Raw genomic sequence first — 18,958 nt, forward strand, 5'->3', positions numbered from 1 at the left:
GAGACGAAGTCATAAATTTGGTAACAATGCCCATAGCGCAATTAGTTTTCTTTCTACTTGAAACAGACCTCAGCCCAACGAGCTAGGCCAGCAGTTACCGAGCCAAAATAATTTCCACTGACAACCGGAATATTTGGCAGTACGGTTTGCACCGCATCGCGCAAGATTGGCGAGCGTGCCGAACCACCAGTCATAAAGATAGCATCGGGTTTCACCCCAGCTTGCTCTACCGCTTCTGTCACCAACGCCGTCATTTTATTCTTCGGCGACTGAATCGCTTCGATCATTTCGTCTCGTTGCACATCGACTTCAATCAGTTCTGACAGTAAGTTGATGCCAGTTCGGTAAGATGCTTGCTCTGAAAGCGCCACTTTCGCTTCTTCGGCACGGCGAACAATGTTATAGCCTAAAGACTCATGATACACCTCTAGCAAACGAGCAAGCTTTTCTGGCTCTTGAGCCTGCTTTTGAAGCAACTTCAACGCGGATAGGTTCTCTCGAGAATAGAAATCACTCTGCGCTTCTACATTGTTGATTGCTATCGGGTTCCAGAATTGGGTGGTCGGCATCACAATACCTGACTCCATTTTACTTTCCATGCCAAACGGAAACATGAGCTGCTTAAATGCTAACGCGATATCAAGATCATTCCCGCCGACGCGCTGGCCACTATGAGCTAACAAGCTTGCGGTCCTATCTGCTTTGCCACGCCAAGACGGCCCCATTTGAATCAACGAGCAGTCCGTTGTACCACCGCCAATATCGACCACTAGAATGGTTTTGTCTTCGCTGAGTGTCGCTTCATACTCTAGGCCCGCCGCGACAGGCTCAAACTGAAACTCCACATTTTGGAAGCCCGCACGTTTCGCTGCCCGCAACAAAATGCGTTCAGCCTGAATGTTAGCCGTTTCACCGCCACGCCCATGGAAGTTAATTGGCCGGCCGATAACAGCATCGGTAATACTTTGCTGCGCATCGTTTTCGGCTTGCGACTTAATATTGTCCATCATCGCGCAGACAAGATCTTCGAAGAAAGCCAATTGCACGTCACGCAAACCAGAAGCGCCAAGAAAAGACTTCGGCGACTTTACGTAATAGATATCACGAGGATCTTCCAAATAAAGATTAAGCGCCGCCTGACCAAATGCAATGTCGTCAGATTCGAGATCAATACTTTCTTCTCTGTTTAAATTGATTGCCCGGCGTAAAACCTGCTCACCAACTTGATCTAATGGTTTAATATCTCGATGGCGAAATAAGTGCTCGGATACCGATTCACGAGTCGGTGCAGCAAGGGTGGAAGGAATAAATGGACTGCTCCCTTCTAGGTTAAGCATTACTGGCTCACCCGATTCCATTTTTGCCACTGAACAGTTTGCAGTGCCATAGTCAAAGCCGATAAACATAGTTCCTCCCACTAATAAGGGCCTGTAGACCGTTAAAAAGCCGGCAATGCTAACTTAATGGCATAGGAATTACTATCCTAAAATCGTGTGTAATTTAACGTGGCAAGTCTATCTAAGGTTTATTGCTCTCTTTTTTCATAGATGGCAAAACAACCGCAACCAATAACGCTAATAATAAGAATACAGGAGTAAGCGTTAATCCGTGCCAGATCGAATAACCGTCATGGAACAACCAGAAAATACCAACAGTCAAGAGATACGCAAAGTAACTGCAAAACACTAAGCTAATCGCAACAAAGCGCGTTCGATTGATAATAAGAATCCGCACTAGATACTGACTAAGAATACCAGAACAGTGCATGGCAAGCTGCCAATTGATGATAAAGAAAGCAAGCGCAATAAACCCTGCAACCACTAGTGAATCGTGAGTATTTAAAATAAAGTAGCTACCAAATCGGCTTATGATGATCGGGTAATCCCCTTCATATACTGTTGACCAAGATATCGCATTTGCTGCTGCAATATAATTCGCAAAATAAGCGATGGCGTAAAAAGTCGTTTGAGAACTGAAAGGCTGAAATACATCCGTACAATATCCTCGCCATTCTTCTTTGCTGGCTGTAGGTCCAACCCAGTTACGTTTTTGATGAGCGACGCGCTCGGCGAATGCAGGTCCGTTGCGAAACAACAACCAAAATATATACAGTGAAAGTATGACCAAGAGTATCGAAAACATACCCTTCCCCCTCAGAAATTATCGGCTCCACTGCCAATGGCGTTGGGGTCGTAAACTGCACTTCCCTGCTATACCTATTTCATTTATCTGAACTTATTATTTTATTGCTGCCAAAACTTATTTGACGACATGCTAAACAGAAACATGGTCTCACTGATGCTTAAGCTCAAAAACCTACTTGTAGGTTTAGCACACAAAAACAGGGCCTGCAGAATGGAGAAAAGGAAATCGCGACTTATTAACGAACATGAAAACGCTAACTTGCTACGGTGACCGCGATGAGGGGAGAAGCATTCAAAGCGGTCATACATGCGGGAAGAGAAGCTATTTCTCTAGCTTCTCTTCAAATACACCAATCTCTCTACCCAGCCAAATCGCGCGTTCCGTATGATCGAGCAACTCTTCTTCACTCACAGGATGGATAAGCACAGAAAAATCACCTCGAATCGTATCGAGCCAAGCTAAAAACTCTTCACTCAATGACTCTAGGTGAATTTCAAACATCGGCATTTTATGTGGGCCAACCAATCTTCCAACCAAAGGAAACACACGCAGCACATCTTGACGCTCTTGACGGATGATCTCGTTCAAGGCTTGCGCTTTATCTTGTTCTCTTAAAGGAAAATAAACATGAGCGTGATACATAATTTCTCCATAATCACTTCGACTTGAGCACCATCTACTGTTGATAAGCTCAAGGACCGCCGAGGGTATACATTTGTAATGCCGTCACCCTACCCTGATTCCACTCTGTTGGGAAGAAGTTATGTATTCTCATAAGGCCGGAGTTTCGGGTACAACAAAAAATCTCAATACAACACATAACAACTACTTGAGTTGATTCATTAATAATGACTCACTTTGTCAAATTTTACAGCCAAATTTTGTTGCAAATATGTTTCATTAACCAGTAATTAAATTCGAGTTTAAAAATACCAATAGCAAAATAACAGCACATTACTCTGCCAAATTAGGGTGTAAGCAAAACTTTACTACTGGTCAAAAGTCAAAATGAAGCACAATTTAACAACTTGTTTACACTTATTGTATCTGGCTATACCACGATTTAGTTAGAGGGTTAGATGCAGAAAAAATGTTTCTCTGTGTCTTGCGATGAAATAGCCGCAGCGGTGTTATCGAAAAATAGTTTAAAGGACGTACAGATGCCTACAGCTATAGAAAACACAAGCAACCTTAGGTATGGCCTTTGCGCTGATATCAGAGTTTGAGTACCCATACAAACTCTGGTTTGATATGAACAGCTGCAGTCCAAAAGACACGCAGCGTCAAAAGGAGCTTGAGATGAACGTTCAGGCATTACCCATGCATCGGTTTATCGACCATCATGGGGACCTAGTCGGCCAACTACCCAACTGGGCTGACACTGAAACTTTGGTCGGGTTTTACCGAGACATGGTATTAACTCGTACTTACGACAACAAAGCCGTTGCGTTGCAACGCACCGGCAAGTTAGGGACCTACCCTTCGCACCTAGGTGCTGAAGCCATCGGCATTGCGGTCGGCAGAGCGCTGAAAGCCGATGATGTATTTGTCCCTTACTATCGCGATATGCCTGCAATGTGGTGTCGTGGTATTGGCATGGAGAAGAATCTTCAATACTGGGGCGGTGATGAGCGCGGTAGTGATTTTGCTCCTGAGGGCAGCCCAGTTCCTAGCCGAGATCTTCCATTCTGCGTCCCCATTGCGACGCAATGTACGCACGCTGTCGGGGTGGCTTCCGCATTGAAAATTCAAGGTAACCATGAAGCTGCGCTAGTCATGTGTGGCGATGGCAGTACATCCAAAGGGGATTTTCTAGAGTCAATAAACTGTGCGGGTGCTTGGAATATTCCACTTGTTTTCGTTGTGAATAACAACCAGTGGGCAATTTCAGTGCCGCGTAGCCTTCAATGTGCTGCCGATTTCTTATCAGAAAAAGCGCAAGGCGCTGGTATACCGGGCATTACGGTAGATGGTAACGATGTCGTCGCCGTTTATGATGCAACCAAGACCGCACTTGAGAGAGCGAGAAAAGGGAAAGGCGCAACACTCATCGAAGCGGTCAGTTACCGATTAAGTGACCACACTACTGCCGATGATGCGACTCGTTATCGTAAAGAGGACGATGTTCAAACCGCATGGCAATACGAACCTATAGCACGTCTTAAAACGTATCTCCTTAATCAAGGAGCTTGGAGCGATGAACAAGAGCAACAATGGCTAGAATACTGCAAGGAACAAGTGGAACTGGCAGTTGAGCGCTACCTCAGCTTACCGTCACAAGCACCTGAAACTGGGTTCGATTATTTGTATGAATCGCTTCCCCAAGAGCTTCACGCTCAAAGAGATGAACTCATCAACAAAGCAATGCGAATGCAGGGAGGCAAACATGGCTGAGCTAACGTTAGTTGAAGCAGTAAACCTCGCTCTGCACCACGAAATGCAACAAGACCAAAATGTTGTCGTGTTAGGTGAGGACGTGGGCGATAATGGTGGCGTATTCCGTGCCACTGTAGGGCTCAAACAAGAGTTTGGTCTTAAACGAGTCATCGATACGCCCCTCGCTGAAGCGTTAATCGGCGGGGTTGCGGTCGGTATGGCAACGCAAGGATTACGACCTGTCGCCGAATTTCAATTTCAAGGTTTTGTTTTTCCGGCAATGGAGCACTTAATGTGCCACGCGGCACGCATGCGTAACCGAACTCGCGGCCGCCTCACTTGCCCTGCGGTTTTCCGTGCGCCATTTGGCGGCGGTATCCACGCTCCAGAGCACCACTCAGAAAGTGTAGAGGCGCTATTTGCGCACACTGCTGGCTTTAAAGTAGTGATTCCTTCTTCACCTCAGCGCGCATACGGCCTGCTTCTCGCCGCGATTCGAAGCAATGATCCTGTTATGTTCTTCGAACCGAAACGCATTTATCGAACCGTAAAATCTGAAGTCGTTGATAATGGCGAAGCACTTCCACTCGACACCTGCTTCACCTTACGTAAGGGGCGCGATATCACGCTTGTTACTTGGGGCGCATGCGTCGTAGAGTCACTTCAAGCCGCACAGACCTTATCTAGTCAAGGGATTGAAGTCGAGGTGATTGATTTGGCGAGCATTAAGCCAATTGATACCGCAACGATTTTCAGCTCACTAGAAAAAACCGGACGTTTACTCGTTGTTCATGAAGCGAGTAAAACTTGTGGTGTGGGCTCTGAGCTTTTAGCTCGAACAGCCGAACACGCCATGTGCTTACTAAAAGCCCCGCCTAAACGAGTAACTGGAATGGACACCATTATGCCTTATTACCGTAACGAAGATTATTTCATGGTTCAGGAAGAAGACATTGTGACCGCAGCGCGCGAACTCGTGGAGGATTGGAAATGAAGACGTTTAACTTACCCGATCTCGGCGAAGGCCTCGCTGAATCAGAAATTGTAAAATGGCACGTTAATGTCGGTGACATGGTTAAGTTGGATCAAGTGATCTTAACTGTCGAGACAGCAAAAGCGACGGTCGACGTTCCCGCCCCCTACTCGGGCCGTGTAGTCAGCCGCCATGGGGAAGAAGGTGATATCGTCAATATTGGCGCATTGCTACTCGAAATTGACGAAACTGGCGCAGAGCGTGGGGCAACGGTAGAGAAAAAAGAGACCGCTGACGCCGCGACCGTTGTCGGCAATGTTTCTCATCAAGCGCATCACGTTAACGTCGATGACTTCTGGATTGGTGGCAATCACAACACGACTGAGAGTAATCTAGTTACTGCTCTACCGTCGGCTCGTCTATTGGCACAAAAACTTGGGGTAGATCTTAATCTCGTGTCAGGCAGTGGTCCAAACGGTCTTATCGTTGATGCCGACATTTACGACGAAGCCGGAAAACAGCGTCCGGGCACCGAAGTATTGAAAGGCGCTCGACGCACCATGGTGTCGTCGATGACTGAGTCACACGAGCACGTTGCTGCCGTGACCATTACAGAAGAAGCGTTGCTGGAAGACTGGCTGCCGAACGAAGACATCAGTATCCGCCTGGTTCAAGCGATTGTTCATGCGTGTCAGGAAGAGCCCGCTTTAAATGCTTGGTTTGATGCAGAAACCATGACGCGTTGCGTGCACAATACAGTTAACCTTGGTATTGCTGTAGATAGCCGTCATGGCTTGTACGTACCCGTATTGCGCCACGCAGATGAATACGAGCCACAAGATGTTCGTCGTTGGCTCGATCAAACTGTTGAAGGGATCAGAGAGAGAAAAATCGGTCGAGAGCAATTACAGCACGCGACGATTACGCTTTCCAACTTCGGAGCGATTGCCGGCATTTACGCGACACCTGTCGTCACACCTCCACAAGTCGCTATTGTTGGTGCTGGTCGAATACTCGACCGAGTGGTGATAAGAAATGGTCAAGCAATTTCGGTGAAAGCAATGCCGCTATCCGTAACGTTTGATCATCGCGCTTGTACTGGTGGTGAAGCAGCAAGGTTTACTAAAGTGCTTGCAGAACACCTGCAACGCCCGAGCGAAAAGTAACTGGTAAAAACCAAATGATAAAGGCTTCCAGCTCGGAAGCCTTTTGTTTGAGAGAACAGATTATATCTACAGCTTCTCTAGCAACTCCGGCATCACCTCAAATAAATCGCCGACCAACCCATAGTCAGCGATGTCAAAAATAGGCGCATCGGGATCGCTGTTAATTGCGACAATCACCTTTGAGTCTTTCATTCCCGCTAAATGTTGAATAGCACCAGAAATTCCGACGGCAATGTATAATTCAGGTGCAACAATTTTACCAGTTTGCCCGACTTGATGGTCATTAGACACATACCCCGCATCAACCGCCGCTCGGGACGCTCCTACCGCTCCACCTAGCTTGTCAGCCAATTGTTCGACTAAAGCAAACTTCTCTTTACTCCCGAATGCACGACCACCCGATACCACCACTCTAGCCGCTGGCAATTCTGGTCGCTCACTTTCTGGCGTTTGCTGCGAAATAAACTCACTCAGTTTGTTGATAATCACTGTATCGACTTGAGTAACCTTAGGGACAACTGGCGTGTCTAACAGCTCTACGGCATCAAAAGCCGTACTTCGTATGGTCATAACTTTATAGAGGTCGTTCGACGTGACTCTCGCCAATGCATTCCCGGCATATATTGGACGAATCACCGTATCGATAGACTCGATGGTCATCACATCCGAAAGTTGCCCTACATCGAGCAACGCCGCCACGCGAGGCATTACATTCTTACCAAACGTACTAGCAGGAGCAAGAATGTGCGAGTAATCTCTGGCTACTCGTGAAATCAAAGGCGCAATGTTTTCCGCTAACCCATGCTCGTATTCCTTTGCGTCAACCCAGATAATTTCTGCAACGCCCTTAACACACTTCAACTCATCCAAAACCGATTGGCACTGATAACCAATAAGCAATACAGAAACAGGAAGCGATTTATCACCATCCTTGATATCAAATGCCGCTTTAATTGCACACAGCGTCCCTACAGCCAACGACTGGTTGTCATGTTCCGCAATGACAAGTGTTGCTAATGGTCGGTCGTCCATGGTCATGCCTCGTATAACACGTCAGATCCATTACTTGAGCTTAGTTCACTTCACGTTAACGTCAACTGAGCTATAGTTTTCTGTATAGAAACCAAAAACCTGTCACGCAGATGACGATAATAGAAAGGAAGCAGATAGATGGAACGAGAATGCATGGAGTTTGATGTCGTGATCGTGGGAGCCGGACCTGCGGGCTTAAGTGCCGCTTGTCGCCTAGCTCAACTCAACCAAGATAGTGAAGGTGACGCACTTTCAATTTGCGTTGTAGAAAAAGGCTCAGAAGTGGGCGCACATATTTTATCTGGCGCTGTTTTTGAAACCAATGCCTTGGATGAACTTTTCCCCGATTGGAAAGAAATGGATGCCCCGCTATCAGCCTCAGTTCAGCAAGACCATTTCCTTTATCTTACTACTGAGCAAAACCATATTCGCGTCCCTCATTTCCTTACGCCACGTCCAATGATAAATGGCGAAAATAATTATGTAATTAGCCTTGCCAACCTTTGCCGTTGGCTCGCTAACCAAGCAGAAAGTCTTGGGGTGGAAGTTTTTCCTGGCTTTGCCGCTGCAAACATCAATTATGATCAGAGTGGCGCCGTGACAGGCATTAATACGAGCGATATGGGACTAGATAAGAACGGCCAAGCCAAATCTAACTTTGAGCCAGGTATCGAGCTAAAGGCAAAATACACCCTTTTTGCTGAAGGTTGTCGCGGACATCTGGGTAAAGAACTTATTCAAAGGTTCGACCTAGACGCAGGCAAGCAACCTCAGCACTACGCGCTTGGCCTAAAAGAGATATGGGAATTACCCACTGACAGCAAGGATGTATCCGGCAGTGTTATCCACTCCGCTGGCTGGCCTTTGAGCGAGACAAATACCACTGGCGGCGGTTTTCTCTATCACATGGAGAACAACCAAATCGCGGTCGGTTTGATCGTAGATTTAAACTACAGTAACCCTTACTTAAGCCCGTTTGACGAGTTTCAACGCTTTAAGCATCATCCAGCTATCGAGCAACACCTAAAAGGTGCCCAACGTATCGCATATGGTGCAAGAGCCATTGCAAAAGGTGGACTTTCTTCTCTGCCGAAACAGCAATTCCCCGGCGGTTTATTGATTGGTTGTGATGCAGGGACTTTGAATGTCGCTAAAATTAAAGGCAGCCACACAGCCATGAAATCCGGAATCATTGCAGCAGAAGCTGTATATACCGCCCGACAAACTGGAGCTTCTGAGCCAGACTACCAGTCATTGTTTGAATCATCATGGTTGTATGACGAGCTCACCGAAACACGTAACTTTGGTGCGAACATCCACAAGTTTGGCAGCATACTGGGCGGTGCACTTTCGACATTTGAGCATAACCTATGGCAACCACTGGTTAAGAAGCCGTTACCTTGGACTGTCAAGGACTATTCGTACGATCACGAACAGTTAAAACCTAAACAAGAGTGCCAACCAATTACATACCCAAAACCAGATGGTGAAATCAGTTTTGATAAGCCTTCGTCGGTATTTTTGTCGGGAACACAGCACGAAGAGAACCAACCTTGCCACCTTGTTCTGACTTATCCTCACATTCCAATTGATGTGAATTTGGGTATGTATGACGAACCGAGTCAGCGCTATTGCCCCGCTGGGGTTTACGAAGTGGTGGAAGTGGACAATAAGTTGAAGTTTCAGATAAATGCCGCCAACTGCGTGCATTGCAAAACCTGTGACATCAAAGATCCTTCACAAAACATCACATGGAAAGCGCCAGAAGGTGGTGGCGGACCAAGCTATCAAAACATGTAACCAAAGAACCACTTAAAGTGCGAAGCAGTGCATTTACTACTGCCAATTTTTGAAGTGGTTAGGCAAAAAGTCGGTAACTAACAACAGCAGAAAAGAAAAACAGCACCTGATGATTCAATCAGGTGCTGTTTACTAAAATAACTTTATCTTCAGGTAATACTAATCCACGTTAAAAACTTGGTGATGGAACAGCTGATCAACAATTTCATGAGATGTCGCTGACGACCCTAGCTCCAACCCTGATAAATCAAAGTTCTCTAATGCCACTGACATTGTGTTGCTGCCTTCTCCAGTAATCGTCAAATTCAGAGTATCTTGGGCACTATCGTAGTCTGCGCTTACGTGTTCCAACAAGTTATCCATATCCGTTGTGTCGTCACCGACAAACTCAAGAATGTCACTCAAATCCAACTTGTCTTCATCCAGCCTAAAGTCTTTAATCACATCTCTTGATGACGTCATGTCCAGTGATTCTTGAGTAAAGGTGAAGGTGTCAATACCCTCTCCACCTGTCAAGATGTCACTGCCTAGACCTCCCGTCAGGATATCGTTTCCAAGCCCACCAACCAGAATGTCATCGCCTGCGCCACCACTCAACGTATCTTCACCTGCTTGTCCTAGCAAAATATCAATGCTTTCGCCACCAGTGATACTATTCGCAAACTCATCTCCCACCGACGCATGGCGCTCAGTTTGGGCAATATCGGTGCCAGAATCGTTCAATGTAAGTGTAAAGACGTTTTCACTTATGCCACCTTTACCATCAGACACTTTAAACAAGAAATGCATATCCGCCTGCTGGTCACCCTGTAGAGTAAGCTCATCGCTTTGAGTAAAGCTATAACTGCCATTGGATGACACTTCCAAGGTGCCGAACGCTGTCTGGATATGAAGCTGACCATCTACGTCACTGGATGAAGAAACTAACGGCTGATTTACGCTTACACCGTGCAGTTCTGCGCCCAACAGAGTGAAATCGCCTTCTGCCAAAGAAACGGTCATGCTATCACCATCAGCGTCCTGGCTTCCCGCCAGTAACTCACCGGCAATTGGATCGGGAGAGAACTGGTTTAGGTACTGCCCCAAGTCTTCACCTGAGTCGATAAACACCACTTTGTCGCTAAGCTCATCTAGAGCCTCTGCTGCTTTGACATTATCAGAGAGAGCAATACCAATCCCATATACTTTGGCGTCATGAGTCTGTTTGTAATCCTCCCAGCGCTCGGCTAGATCAGGAGAAGTAACAGCGCCCTCGCTAGGGTTGGGTTCGCCATCTGAGATAAAGAATATGGTGTCCTTACTCTCAGACGGTTTTTCTGGACCGAAATAGTCCCAACCATCCTGCCAAGGGTAAACGGCATTACTCGCCTCACCAGGCTCCATTACAGCCTCTAAAGCTTTATCGTAATCCGTATTAGTACCGTATTCTACGTCACACCAGTTACGCACATATTCTGACACTTCATTTTGGAAACTTAAATCGTTTGAATCACGGCCATTCATCTCTGGTGGGCGTGTCATCAACTCAACTTCACTCAAGGTCAGCCAGCTATGTGTGGATGTATCACCGTCGAAACGTACCAGACGGATATAGGTGTTTGATTCTCCTCCATCGGCAATCATGTTTTCAACCATGGAATGTAACGCTGCTGCTGCTTTGTAAGCTCTCGATTCAGTTTTCGGTGCGGTTGCATCACGACCCACGGTATTCTCACCGTCAAAGGTACGGGTCATGCTGTTCGAGTGGTCGAACACTACCGTCACTTTATTGATCGGTAAGTCTTCCATCTGAGCAAAGCCCTGAACTGGAGATGAGGTTGGGGCATGGTTCTCAGTGACATTCAGGATAACCTGAGTTGTATCGGTATCAACACCATCGCTTGCAGACACTTCCAACTGATACGTTTGCTGAGTCGAGTGATCCAGTTTTACACCATCTTTTAGCCAAATCTCACCGCTATTCGAGTCAACACGGAATAGATCAGCATCACCACCACTCAATTCATACTTTATGGTGTCACTGCCATCCGGATCAAACGCTTCCACCTGGCCGACTAATACCCCAACTTCTTGCTCAGCGACGTCAAAGCTTGCTGTATCTTCTGTTGGCATACCGTTGGCATCGGTGCCTTGGGTTTGGTCTGTATCACCGACACTGATGAATTCTGGTGCGCGATCTCGGATATCAATGGTAACTTCACTATTTGTAGTATCACCGTCAGCATCGATAACCGTAACGTCAAGCTTCTCTTGTTGATGACCTACAACATTGCTCGCTTGATAGTCGTAGTGACCATTTTCAAAGTTAATGGTCAGCTTGCCGTGGTTGGTATCAATTTGCGCCAGAGAATGATCCGATATTTTCGTGCCATCGCTGGTAGTGACATCACCGTTTATTTTGTTGTAGTAATATATCTCGCCATCGATAGTGATGTGATCTACCCACTGAGCATCACCGCCATTGTCATCCAGAAGGTTACCTTGCAACTGGCCTGAGACCGTTTTGCTAAGCAAATCCCCAATCTGAGAATCATCTACAACGACAATAGCACTGCCTTTATCTGTCGCGATCGACTCCAGGTGTTCCAGAGACGCACCATTACCGATACCGACAGACCAGATATTTTCAACATCCTGACCGCTACTGCTGATGCCATTTTCCATCGCATTTTGCAGAATGATGCCCTCTTCTTCAGAAGTAGGCTGAACCCGACCATTCACTATGTCCTGATAACGCTGTTCACTTTCAAAATCATCTGATGTTGACCACTTAATCAAGTTTTCACGGGTTTGAACTTCTCCCACGTTCGTTTGATTTGTCCAATAGGTAAAATCGGAAGGTCGACCATCTGAGATAAAGTAAAGCTGGGTATCGGTATTACTAAGCAATGCATCATCTTCTGGATCACTAAGTATTTCATTTATTTGGTCAACGGCCTGGTTATATGGCGTCGATGCATATGGATGTATACCAGAGATAAAGGCATCAATGGCCTCGGCAGAATCTAGCCACTCAGAAATCTGGCCAGATGGTTGTCCGCTGTAAGTTGCAATTCTAAAACTTACTGGACCCAAATCTTGGTATTGCTCAAACATTGACTTAATAGAGTCTTGAGCAAGTTGCCAGCGAGTAACATATTGTCCGTCTGCATCTGTTACCCAGTCGAGCATTGATTCTGACGCATCAAGTGCAATCACAACACTATTACTTTGTGAATCAACATCATTTATTTCGTAGTGAGCTGAAGACGATGACGGTAATGAATCCGTCACATTCAGATGCAAGGTGGCACTCTCAGACTGACCTCCGGCATCCACCTCGACGCTAGCGCGGATATCCAGCATGTCCGCCCCCTGCTCCGCATGATCAAGAGGCATATGTTGATCAACTGTGAAATGACCCGTTTTGCTATCTATGTTGGCTTGAACCACTTTGATGCGGTCGGCACCTGTTCCAGTATAACCAGTTAGAGTGCTCTGATCTGCACTCACTTCAAACACAACCTCTTTACCATCACTGGTGAAACCACCTAGGTTTTGATCGGCGTTGAAGTGATATTCAGCCTCCGTTGCAGAACCGAGGTTTGCGATAAAGTTGCCTTCAGCATGTACGCCAGTATCCGTATCAACTTGAGATTCATCCAATGCTGCGTGTGCATCACTGAGCGACATAGGCTCACCCATCACACTAACGGTAACTTCTGCTTTATCAGTCAGGCCGTCGTCATCACGGATGGTGTATTCGAAGGTATAATCTTTCACTTCACCCGTTTTCAGGGTTTGTTGATCAGCTGGCAGTGACTCTAGGTACTTGGCCGCATCAAAGACCAATTTACCATCTTGCAGACTAAGGAAACTTTCTGATGGATAGTCGATAATAGTCAGAGCGTCACCATCCGGGTCGCTGTCATTCGCCAGAACATCCAGCTCTAACGTGCCTGAGCCGTTGGTCTGGTAAGCTTCATCAAAGGTCGTCAGGTCCGCTGATACCTGAGTAATAAAGTACTCTGAGCCTTTAGGATCAATGACACCGTCTTTATAGCTGGTAGTAGACATTTCAATACTATCGAAGAAACGCCCATCTGCATTGATGTTGACTACTTGATTACCACCACGGGTACCTTCAAACACACCTGTCGCAACCAAGTCACCTTTGTAGTAAGCCTTCCAAACACCGCGCTCAATACCAGGCTCCCAGCTACCGTTCGAAGTGTCTGTCCATAGGTTTTTCACTTCAACTTCAGCATGGTCGGCAACCTGACCATTAGCAAAGGAGAAGCGCATTGCTTCACTTTGTCCGGTTGCATCATCATATCGAATCTGACCATCTTGAACCCGGTCTGAGCCGCTGTCTAGCGCAGAACTAACGCCATATTTGTGGTCGCCGTCACCAACATAATCAGCTTTCGATGCATCAGAAACCTTGTTTCCAGATCGAGTATCAATCACATAATAATCAACTGTGATATCAGCACTGTCATCCCAGTTGCTCTGGTCAATTGTCTTGGTTATTTTTTCAATGCCCTTATCATCTTCAGCAATAGGGGCTTCATTAATATCGCGAACCAACACTTCGACCTGAGCGGTGTCTTTACCGCCAAACTGGTCACGAGCTTCCACTTCTAGCTGGTAGTTATCGATAGATTCATGGTCCAGATTTGCACCATTTTTGACACTGATCTCACCGGTAAGACTGTTGATTTCAAACAGTTCGCTATGACCGTTTAAGTGATACGTTATCTGACTGTCCTGATCGACATCGAATGCATTTACTTTTCCAATTACACCCGATTGACTGTTTTCATCAACGCTAAACTGGTAACTATCGATGTCGGTTTTACCTTGGGCATCCAGACCAAAGTTGTCATTACTCCCACTAACAAATTCAGGAACATCATTAGTGCCCGTAATATCAATCACGATGTTTTGTTGGGTGCCATCGGTTGCCGTCAGGGTGATGGTGTCTTGCACCTGGTCACCCTCGTCCAGCTGTTGAACCTGGCTTTGATCCAGCGTATACGTCCACTTTCCATCCGCCAATACTAGCTCACCGTAGGTGCCCGTAACGGTAGTGTTGCTGAACACTGGCTCATCGCCATTATCAACATCAGAGATAGTGATGGTGCCTGTTGCGGTCGCGACATCACCGAGATTGCCTTCAGTCACCTTGCCTGTGAACGTGCCCGTCACGACTGGCGTGTCTTCGGTGCCCGTAATATCAATCACGATGTTTTGTTGGGTGCCATCCGTCGCCGTCAGGGTGATGGTATCTTGCACCTGCTCCCCCTCGTCCAGCTGTTGAACCTGGCTTTGATCCAGCGTATACGTCCACTTTCCATCCGCCAATACTAGCTCACCGTAGGTGCCCGTAACGGTAGTGTTGCTGAACACTGGCTCATCGCCATTATCAACATCAGAGATAGTGATGGTGCCTGTTGCGGTCGCGACATCACCGAGGTTGCCTTCGCTCACCTTGCCAGTAAACGTACCGTCAACAATAGGCGTGTCTTCGGTGCCCGTAATATCAATCACGATGTTTTGTTGGGTGCCATCGGTTGCCGTCAGGGTGATGGTGTCTTGCACCTGGTCACCCTCGTCCAGCTGTTGAACCTGGCTTTGGTCCAGCGTATACGTCCACTTCCCGTCCACCAATACTAGCTCACCGTAGGTGCCCGTAACGGTGGTGTTTGCAAAAATCGGATCGTCGCCATTATCAACATCATAGATAGTAATGGTACCTGCTGCGGTCACAACATCACCGAGGTTGCCTTCGGTCACCTTGCCAGTAAACGTACCGTCAACAATAGGCTTGTCTTCGGTGCCCGTAATATCAATCACGATGTTTTGTTGGGTGCCATCGGTTGCCGTCAGGGTGATGGTGTCTTGCACCTGGTCACCCTCGTCCAGCTGTTGAACCTGGCTTTGGTCCAGCGTATACGTCCACTTCCCGTCCACCAATACTAGCTCACCGTAGGTGCCCGTAACGGTGGTGTTTGCAAAAATCGGAGCGTCACCATTATCAACATCAGAGATAGTGATGGTGCCTGTTGCGGTCGCGACATCCCCGAGATTGCCTTCGGTCACCTTGCCGGTGAACGTGCCCGTCACGGCTGGCATGTCTTCGGTGCCCGTAATATCAATCACGATGTTTTGTTGGGTGCCATCGGTTGCCGTCAGGGTGATGGTGTCTTGTACCTGATCACCTTCGTCCAGCTGTTGAACCTGGCTTTGGTCCAGCATATACGTCCACTTCCCATCCACCAATGCTAGCTCACCATAGGTGCCCGTAACGGTAGTGTTTGCGAAAATCGGATCGTCGCCATTATCAACATCAGTAATAACAATGGAGCCTGTTGCGGTCGCGACATCACCGAGATTACCTTCGGTCACCTTGCCGGTGAACGTGCCCGTCACGACTGGTGCGTCTTCGGTGCCCGTAATATCAATCACGATGTTTTGTTGGGTGCCATCGGTCGCCGTGAGAGTGATGGTATCTTGCACCTGGTCACCCTCGTCCAGCTGTTGAACCTGGCTTTGGTCCAGCGTATACGTCCACTTCCCGTCCACCAATGCTAGCTCACCATAGGTGCCCGTAACGGTAGTGTTGCTGAACACTGGCTCATCGCCATTATCAACATCAGAAATAGTAATGGTACCTGTTGCGGTCGCGACATCACCGAGATTGCCTTCAGTCACCTTACCGGTGAACGTGCCCGTCACGACTGGCGCGTCTTCGGTGCCCGTAATATCAATCACGATGTTTTGTTGGGTGCCATCGGTCGCCGTGAGAGTGATGGTATCTTGCACCTGGTCACCCTCGTCCAGCTGTTGAACCTGGCTTTGGTCCAGCGTATACGTCCACTTCCCGTCCACCAATGCTAGCTCACCATAGGTGCCCGTAACGGTGGTGTTTGCAAAAATCGGATCGTCGCCATTATCGACATCAGTAATAGCAATGGTGCCTGTTGCGGTCGCGACATCACCGAGATTGCCTTCAGTCACCTTACCGGTAAACGTACCTGTCACGACTGGCGCATCTTCAGTGCCCGTAATAGAGATCACAACTTCATGCTCAGTGCCATCTACAGATAAAACGGTAATACTTCTGATGACTGGGTCACTGTCATGATCCAAAGCCTGCACTTCTCCGTGCTCATTATTCAGCTGATAATTCCAGTTACCGAAAGCATCAATTGAGAAGACGCCCCAATAACTATCTTGAACCTCACTCTGTGATTGGAATAACGCTTCACCTGTATTTGGATCAGTAACACTGAGGTTGCCAGAAGTTCCAAGCGTCACGTCTTCTTGAACGGCACCTCTATCTTCACCATCAATCAACGCTTCAGTTTCACTAAGCTCTGAGGTTGTGAATCGAGAAATATTAAATAGCGTTGTACTTTGCTCTGTCGTCACGCCGGCGGTTTCAAAAAAAGTACTTGCTAGTACTTCTGCCCCCGTTCGTTCAACAGTACCAGAGGCAGTCAAACTTGAACCCGTAACTTCACCAGCTTCAGTAGCATATTCATCACCTAGTTCACTCGGGTCTTGTCCTTTTTCGATGGCCTCTAATATTTTCGCAAGCTTGTCGGTAGAATCAGTTTGAGCTTCACCTTCTGTGTCAGCAATATATACATGCTGAGGTTGGATCTTCCCCTCTACTAATTCAACGACCACTTCTCCCGGTAACAAGTTTTCTTTAGACGCAAAAGCTTTAATTTGACCATCTAGGCCGATTACAACATAGGTTTGTGCGGTTAATTTTGATGGTCCAACCAAGAGCTTATACCTCATTTAGTAAATACAAAAATCTCAAAGTCCATAAAACTAAGAAAGTAATAAGACTTATTTTCAAGAAGCGATATACACAATTGGACGTAAGCTAGCATCAATTAACCCATCTAAAACACGCAATTATCCTATCAATAATTTTCATGTTTTAAATTTGTTTTATTTTGCACCGTAAAAACATATGTTATGCGACCTATTTTTAATATTCTTTAAACTTGTCATTAAATTTTCATTGAAATAGCAGCTTACATTCCAAAAAAGCAAGCAAAAGGAAACGTTTGCCTTGGGTAATATTAGTAATCTTTAATATTTATTTTTGAAAAATAACTGGCGTTAAATTATTTGGGGAGATTTTAGTGAAGCTAAGTAATATTAGTATCGCGTGTTTTGGTTTGCTAATACCACTGGTTTCTAGCGCACAAACTTTAGAACAAGCAATAGCGACAACATTTGCAACGAACCCTGATATCAAAAGTGCGTTTAACGAGTATATGAGTAGTCGTTATATTATCGATAAATCACGTGGAGCATATAAACCTAGTCTCGATATTGACGCGGGTATCGGTTACGAGAGCATTCACCCTTCCGACTCTACTGGTAAGAGTGATACCGAGATGACCCGCAAAGATATGGCAATTACTCTTACCCAGTTGATCTGGGATGGTTCAAAAACCCTATATGACATTGATCGTACCTCTGCAGATGCAGAGTCTGTGCGCTATCAGTTACTTGCAGATGCCCAAAATGTTGCGTTAGAAGTCATCAAAGCTTATTTGGATGTAGTAAAAACACAAAAGCTGACTGCGCTTTCCACTAGCAACCTAAACACACATAAGCGAATTTATACTGATATTAAAAAGCGTACAGAGTCAGGAATTGGCTCAGTTGCCGACCTTAACCAGGTTAAGGCTCGTTTAGCAAAAGCTCAAAGTAATGTTTTAGCTGCACAAAATAACCATAAAGACGCTCAAACAGCATTCTTTCGCTTAGTTGGTGAGGCACCAACTAACCTTATTTTTCCGCACGCAGACCAAAACTTTATCCCCAATTCTCTAGACGAGGCCCAATCGCAGGCTTTTGACAATCATCCTGTCATAAAAATAGCACTCGCAGATGTCGATTCTGCCAGGTTCCAATATAAACAAGCGGATGCAAACTATTTCCCAGTCATCTCATTTGAAGCGAAACAAAGCTGGAACGATGATGTAGGAGGAGTAAATGGTCTCAACTCTGAAACACAAGCAATGCTTCGTGTCCGATACAACCTTTACAACGGTGGCCGAGACTCTGCAAACAGTGACAGTATGGCCTATCAACTCAATAAAGCGAAAGACCTCAGAGAGCGAGCATACCGAAGTGTGGAGCAAGAGCTCCGCCTTTCTTGGAGCGCTCTTGAGCTGACTAAACAACAAAAGTCTTTTTTAATACAACACGTTGATTCCATGTCAAACACCGTTATTGCATACCAAAAACAATATCGTATTGGAAAGCGCACCCTACTTGATCTGCTGAACACTGAAAACGAGTTGTTTGAATCACGCAAAAACTACTTAGAAACACAATTTGCGCAGCAATACGCACAATATCGAACCCTGACTTCAACCGGGCAGCTTTTAGACGCATTGCGCGTCGACATACCGGAAGAGTGGACTCAATCGGTGGAGTACTAAATACA

At 46.4% G+C, this 18,958-nt stretch carries 10 protein-coding genes; 5 read left to right on the plus strand and 5 right to left on the minus strand.

Going from position 1 to position 18,958, the window contains the following annotated elements:
- Positions 1–53 precede the first annotated feature (53 nt).
- From yegD to L3V27_RS04480, 3 genes are all read right to left on the minus strand, one after another.
- A complete protein-coding gene (gene yegD, locus L3V27_RS04470; RefSeq protein ID WP_006742470.1) occupies positions 54–1,406 on the minus strand; it encodes a molecular chaperone in 1,353 nt (450 codons plus the stop codon).
- A 112-nt stretch (positions 1,407–1,518) separates the two neighbouring features.
- Positions 1,519–2,142 carry a hypothetical protein gene (locus L3V27_RS04475; protein WP_237311122.1) on the minus strand — a complete coding sequence of 208 codons (624 nt, stop codon included), beginning with the start codon at positions 2,140–2,142 and terminating at the stop codon, positions 1,519–1,521.
- Between the two features lie 324 nt (positions 2,143–2,466).
- Complete coding sequence (locus L3V27_RS04480; RefSeq protein ID WP_005375836.1) at positions 2,467–2,787, minus strand: DOPA 4,5-dioxygenase family protein; 321 nt, start codon at positions 2,785–2,787, stop codon at positions 2,467–2,469.
- Positions 2,788–3,444: 657 nt separating this feature from the next.
- Between L3V27_RS04480 and pdhA the strand changes: the two genes are divergently transcribed.
- The 3 genes from pdhA to L3V27_RS04495 are packed head-to-tail and all read left to right on the plus strand — an operon-like array spanning position 3,445 to position 6,660.
- The gene (pdhA, locus tag L3V27_RS04485; protein WP_237311124.1) at positions 3,445–4,539 is read left to right on the plus strand and encodes a pyruvate dehydrogenase (acetyl-transferring) E1 component subunit alpha; all 1,095 of its coding nucleotides are present in this window, start codon (positions 3,445–3,447) and stop codon (positions 4,537–4,539) included.
- A complete protein-coding gene (locus tag L3V27_RS04490; protein ID WP_005395620.1) occupies positions 4,532–5,515 on the plus strand; it encodes an alpha-ketoacid dehydrogenase subunit beta in 984 nt (327 codons plus the stop codon). The genes pdhA and L3V27_RS04490 overlap by 8 nt, the downstream gene beginning before the upstream one ends.
- On the plus strand, positions 5,512–6,660 hold the full coding sequence (locus L3V27_RS04495) for a dihydrolipoamide acetyltransferase family protein (protein WP_047009272.1): 1,149 nt from the start codon (positions 5,512–5,514) through the stop codon (positions 6,658–6,660). The genes L3V27_RS04490 and L3V27_RS04495 overlap by 4 nt, the downstream gene beginning before the upstream one ends.
- Positions 6,661–6,726: 66 nt before the next feature.
- Here the strand turns inward: L3V27_RS04495 and L3V27_RS04500 are convergent, their stop codons facing one another.
- Positions 6,727–7,692 carry an FAD-binding protein gene (locus tag L3V27_RS04500; RefSeq protein WP_124008012.1) on the minus strand — a complete coding sequence of 322 codons (966 nt, stop codon included), beginning with the start codon at positions 7,690–7,692 and terminating at the stop codon, positions 6,727–6,729.
- Between the two features lie 138 nt (positions 7,693–7,830).
- On the opposite strand from L3V27_RS04500, the gene L3V27_RS04505 reads away from it, so the two are divergent.
- The gene (locus L3V27_RS04505; protein WP_237311125.1) at positions 7,831–9,492 is read left to right on the plus strand and encodes an electron transfer flavoprotein-ubiquinone oxidoreductase; all 1,662 of its coding nucleotides are present in this window, start codon (positions 7,831–7,833) and stop codon (positions 9,490–9,492) included.
- A 159-nt stretch (positions 9,493–9,651) separates the two neighbouring features.
- On the opposite strand, the gene L3V27_RS04520 is transcribed toward L3V27_RS04505, so the two are convergent.
- Entirely contained in the window at positions 9,652–17,271 is a 7,620-nt protein-coding gene (locus L3V27_RS04520) for a VCBS domain-containing protein (protein WP_267135620.1), read from the minus strand.
- 368 nt (positions 17,272–17,639) lie between these two features.
- On the opposite strand from L3V27_RS04520, the gene L3V27_RS04525 reads away from it, so the two are divergent.
- Positions 17,640–18,953, plus strand: coding sequence for a TolC family outer membrane protein (locus L3V27_RS04525; RefSeq protein ID WP_048625183.1), 1,314 nt, complete (start codon positions 17,640–17,642; stop codon positions 18,951–18,953).
- The last annotated feature ends 5 nt before the right edge of the window (positions 18,954–18,958 follow it).

This window comes from Vibrio sp. J2-3(2022) (assembly GCF_021725735.1).
Lineage (GTDB): Bacteria > Pseudomonadota > Gammaproteobacteria > Enterobacterales > Vibrionaceae > Vibrio > Vibrio diabolicus.

Bases quoted from the DNA above. Each gene is read 5' to 3' on its own strand.
- L3V27_RS04480 (WP_005375836.1), bottom strand. From the start codon at position 2,787: ATGTATCACGCTCATGTTTATTTTCCTTTAAGAGAACAAGATAAAGCG.
- yegD (WP_006742470.1), bottom strand. From the start codon at position 1,406: ATGTTTATCGGCTTTGACTATGGCACTGCAAACTGTTCAGTGGCAAAA.
- L3V27_RS04490 (WP_005395620.1), top strand. From the start codon at position 4,532: ATGGCTGAGCTAACGTTAGTTGAAGCAGTAAACCTCGCTCTGCACCAC.
- L3V27_RS04505 (WP_237311125.1), top strand. From the start codon at position 7,831: ATGGAACGAGAATGCATGGAGTTTGATGTCGTGATCGTGGGAGCCGGA.
- L3V27_RS04475 (WP_237311122.1), bottom strand. From the start codon at position 2,142: ATGTTTTCGATACTCTTGGTCATACTTTCACTGTATATATTTTGGTTG.
- L3V27_RS04500 (WP_124008012.1), bottom strand. From the start codon at position 7,692: ATGGACGACCGACCATTAGCAACACTTGTCATTGCGGAACATGACAAC.
- L3V27_RS04495 (WP_047009272.1), top strand. From the start codon at position 5,512: ATGAAGACGTTTAACTTACCCGATCTCGGCGAAGGCCTCGCTGAATCA.
- pdhA (WP_237311124.1), top strand. From the start codon at position 3,445: ATGAACGTTCAGGCATTACCCATGCATCGGTTTATCGACCATCATGGG.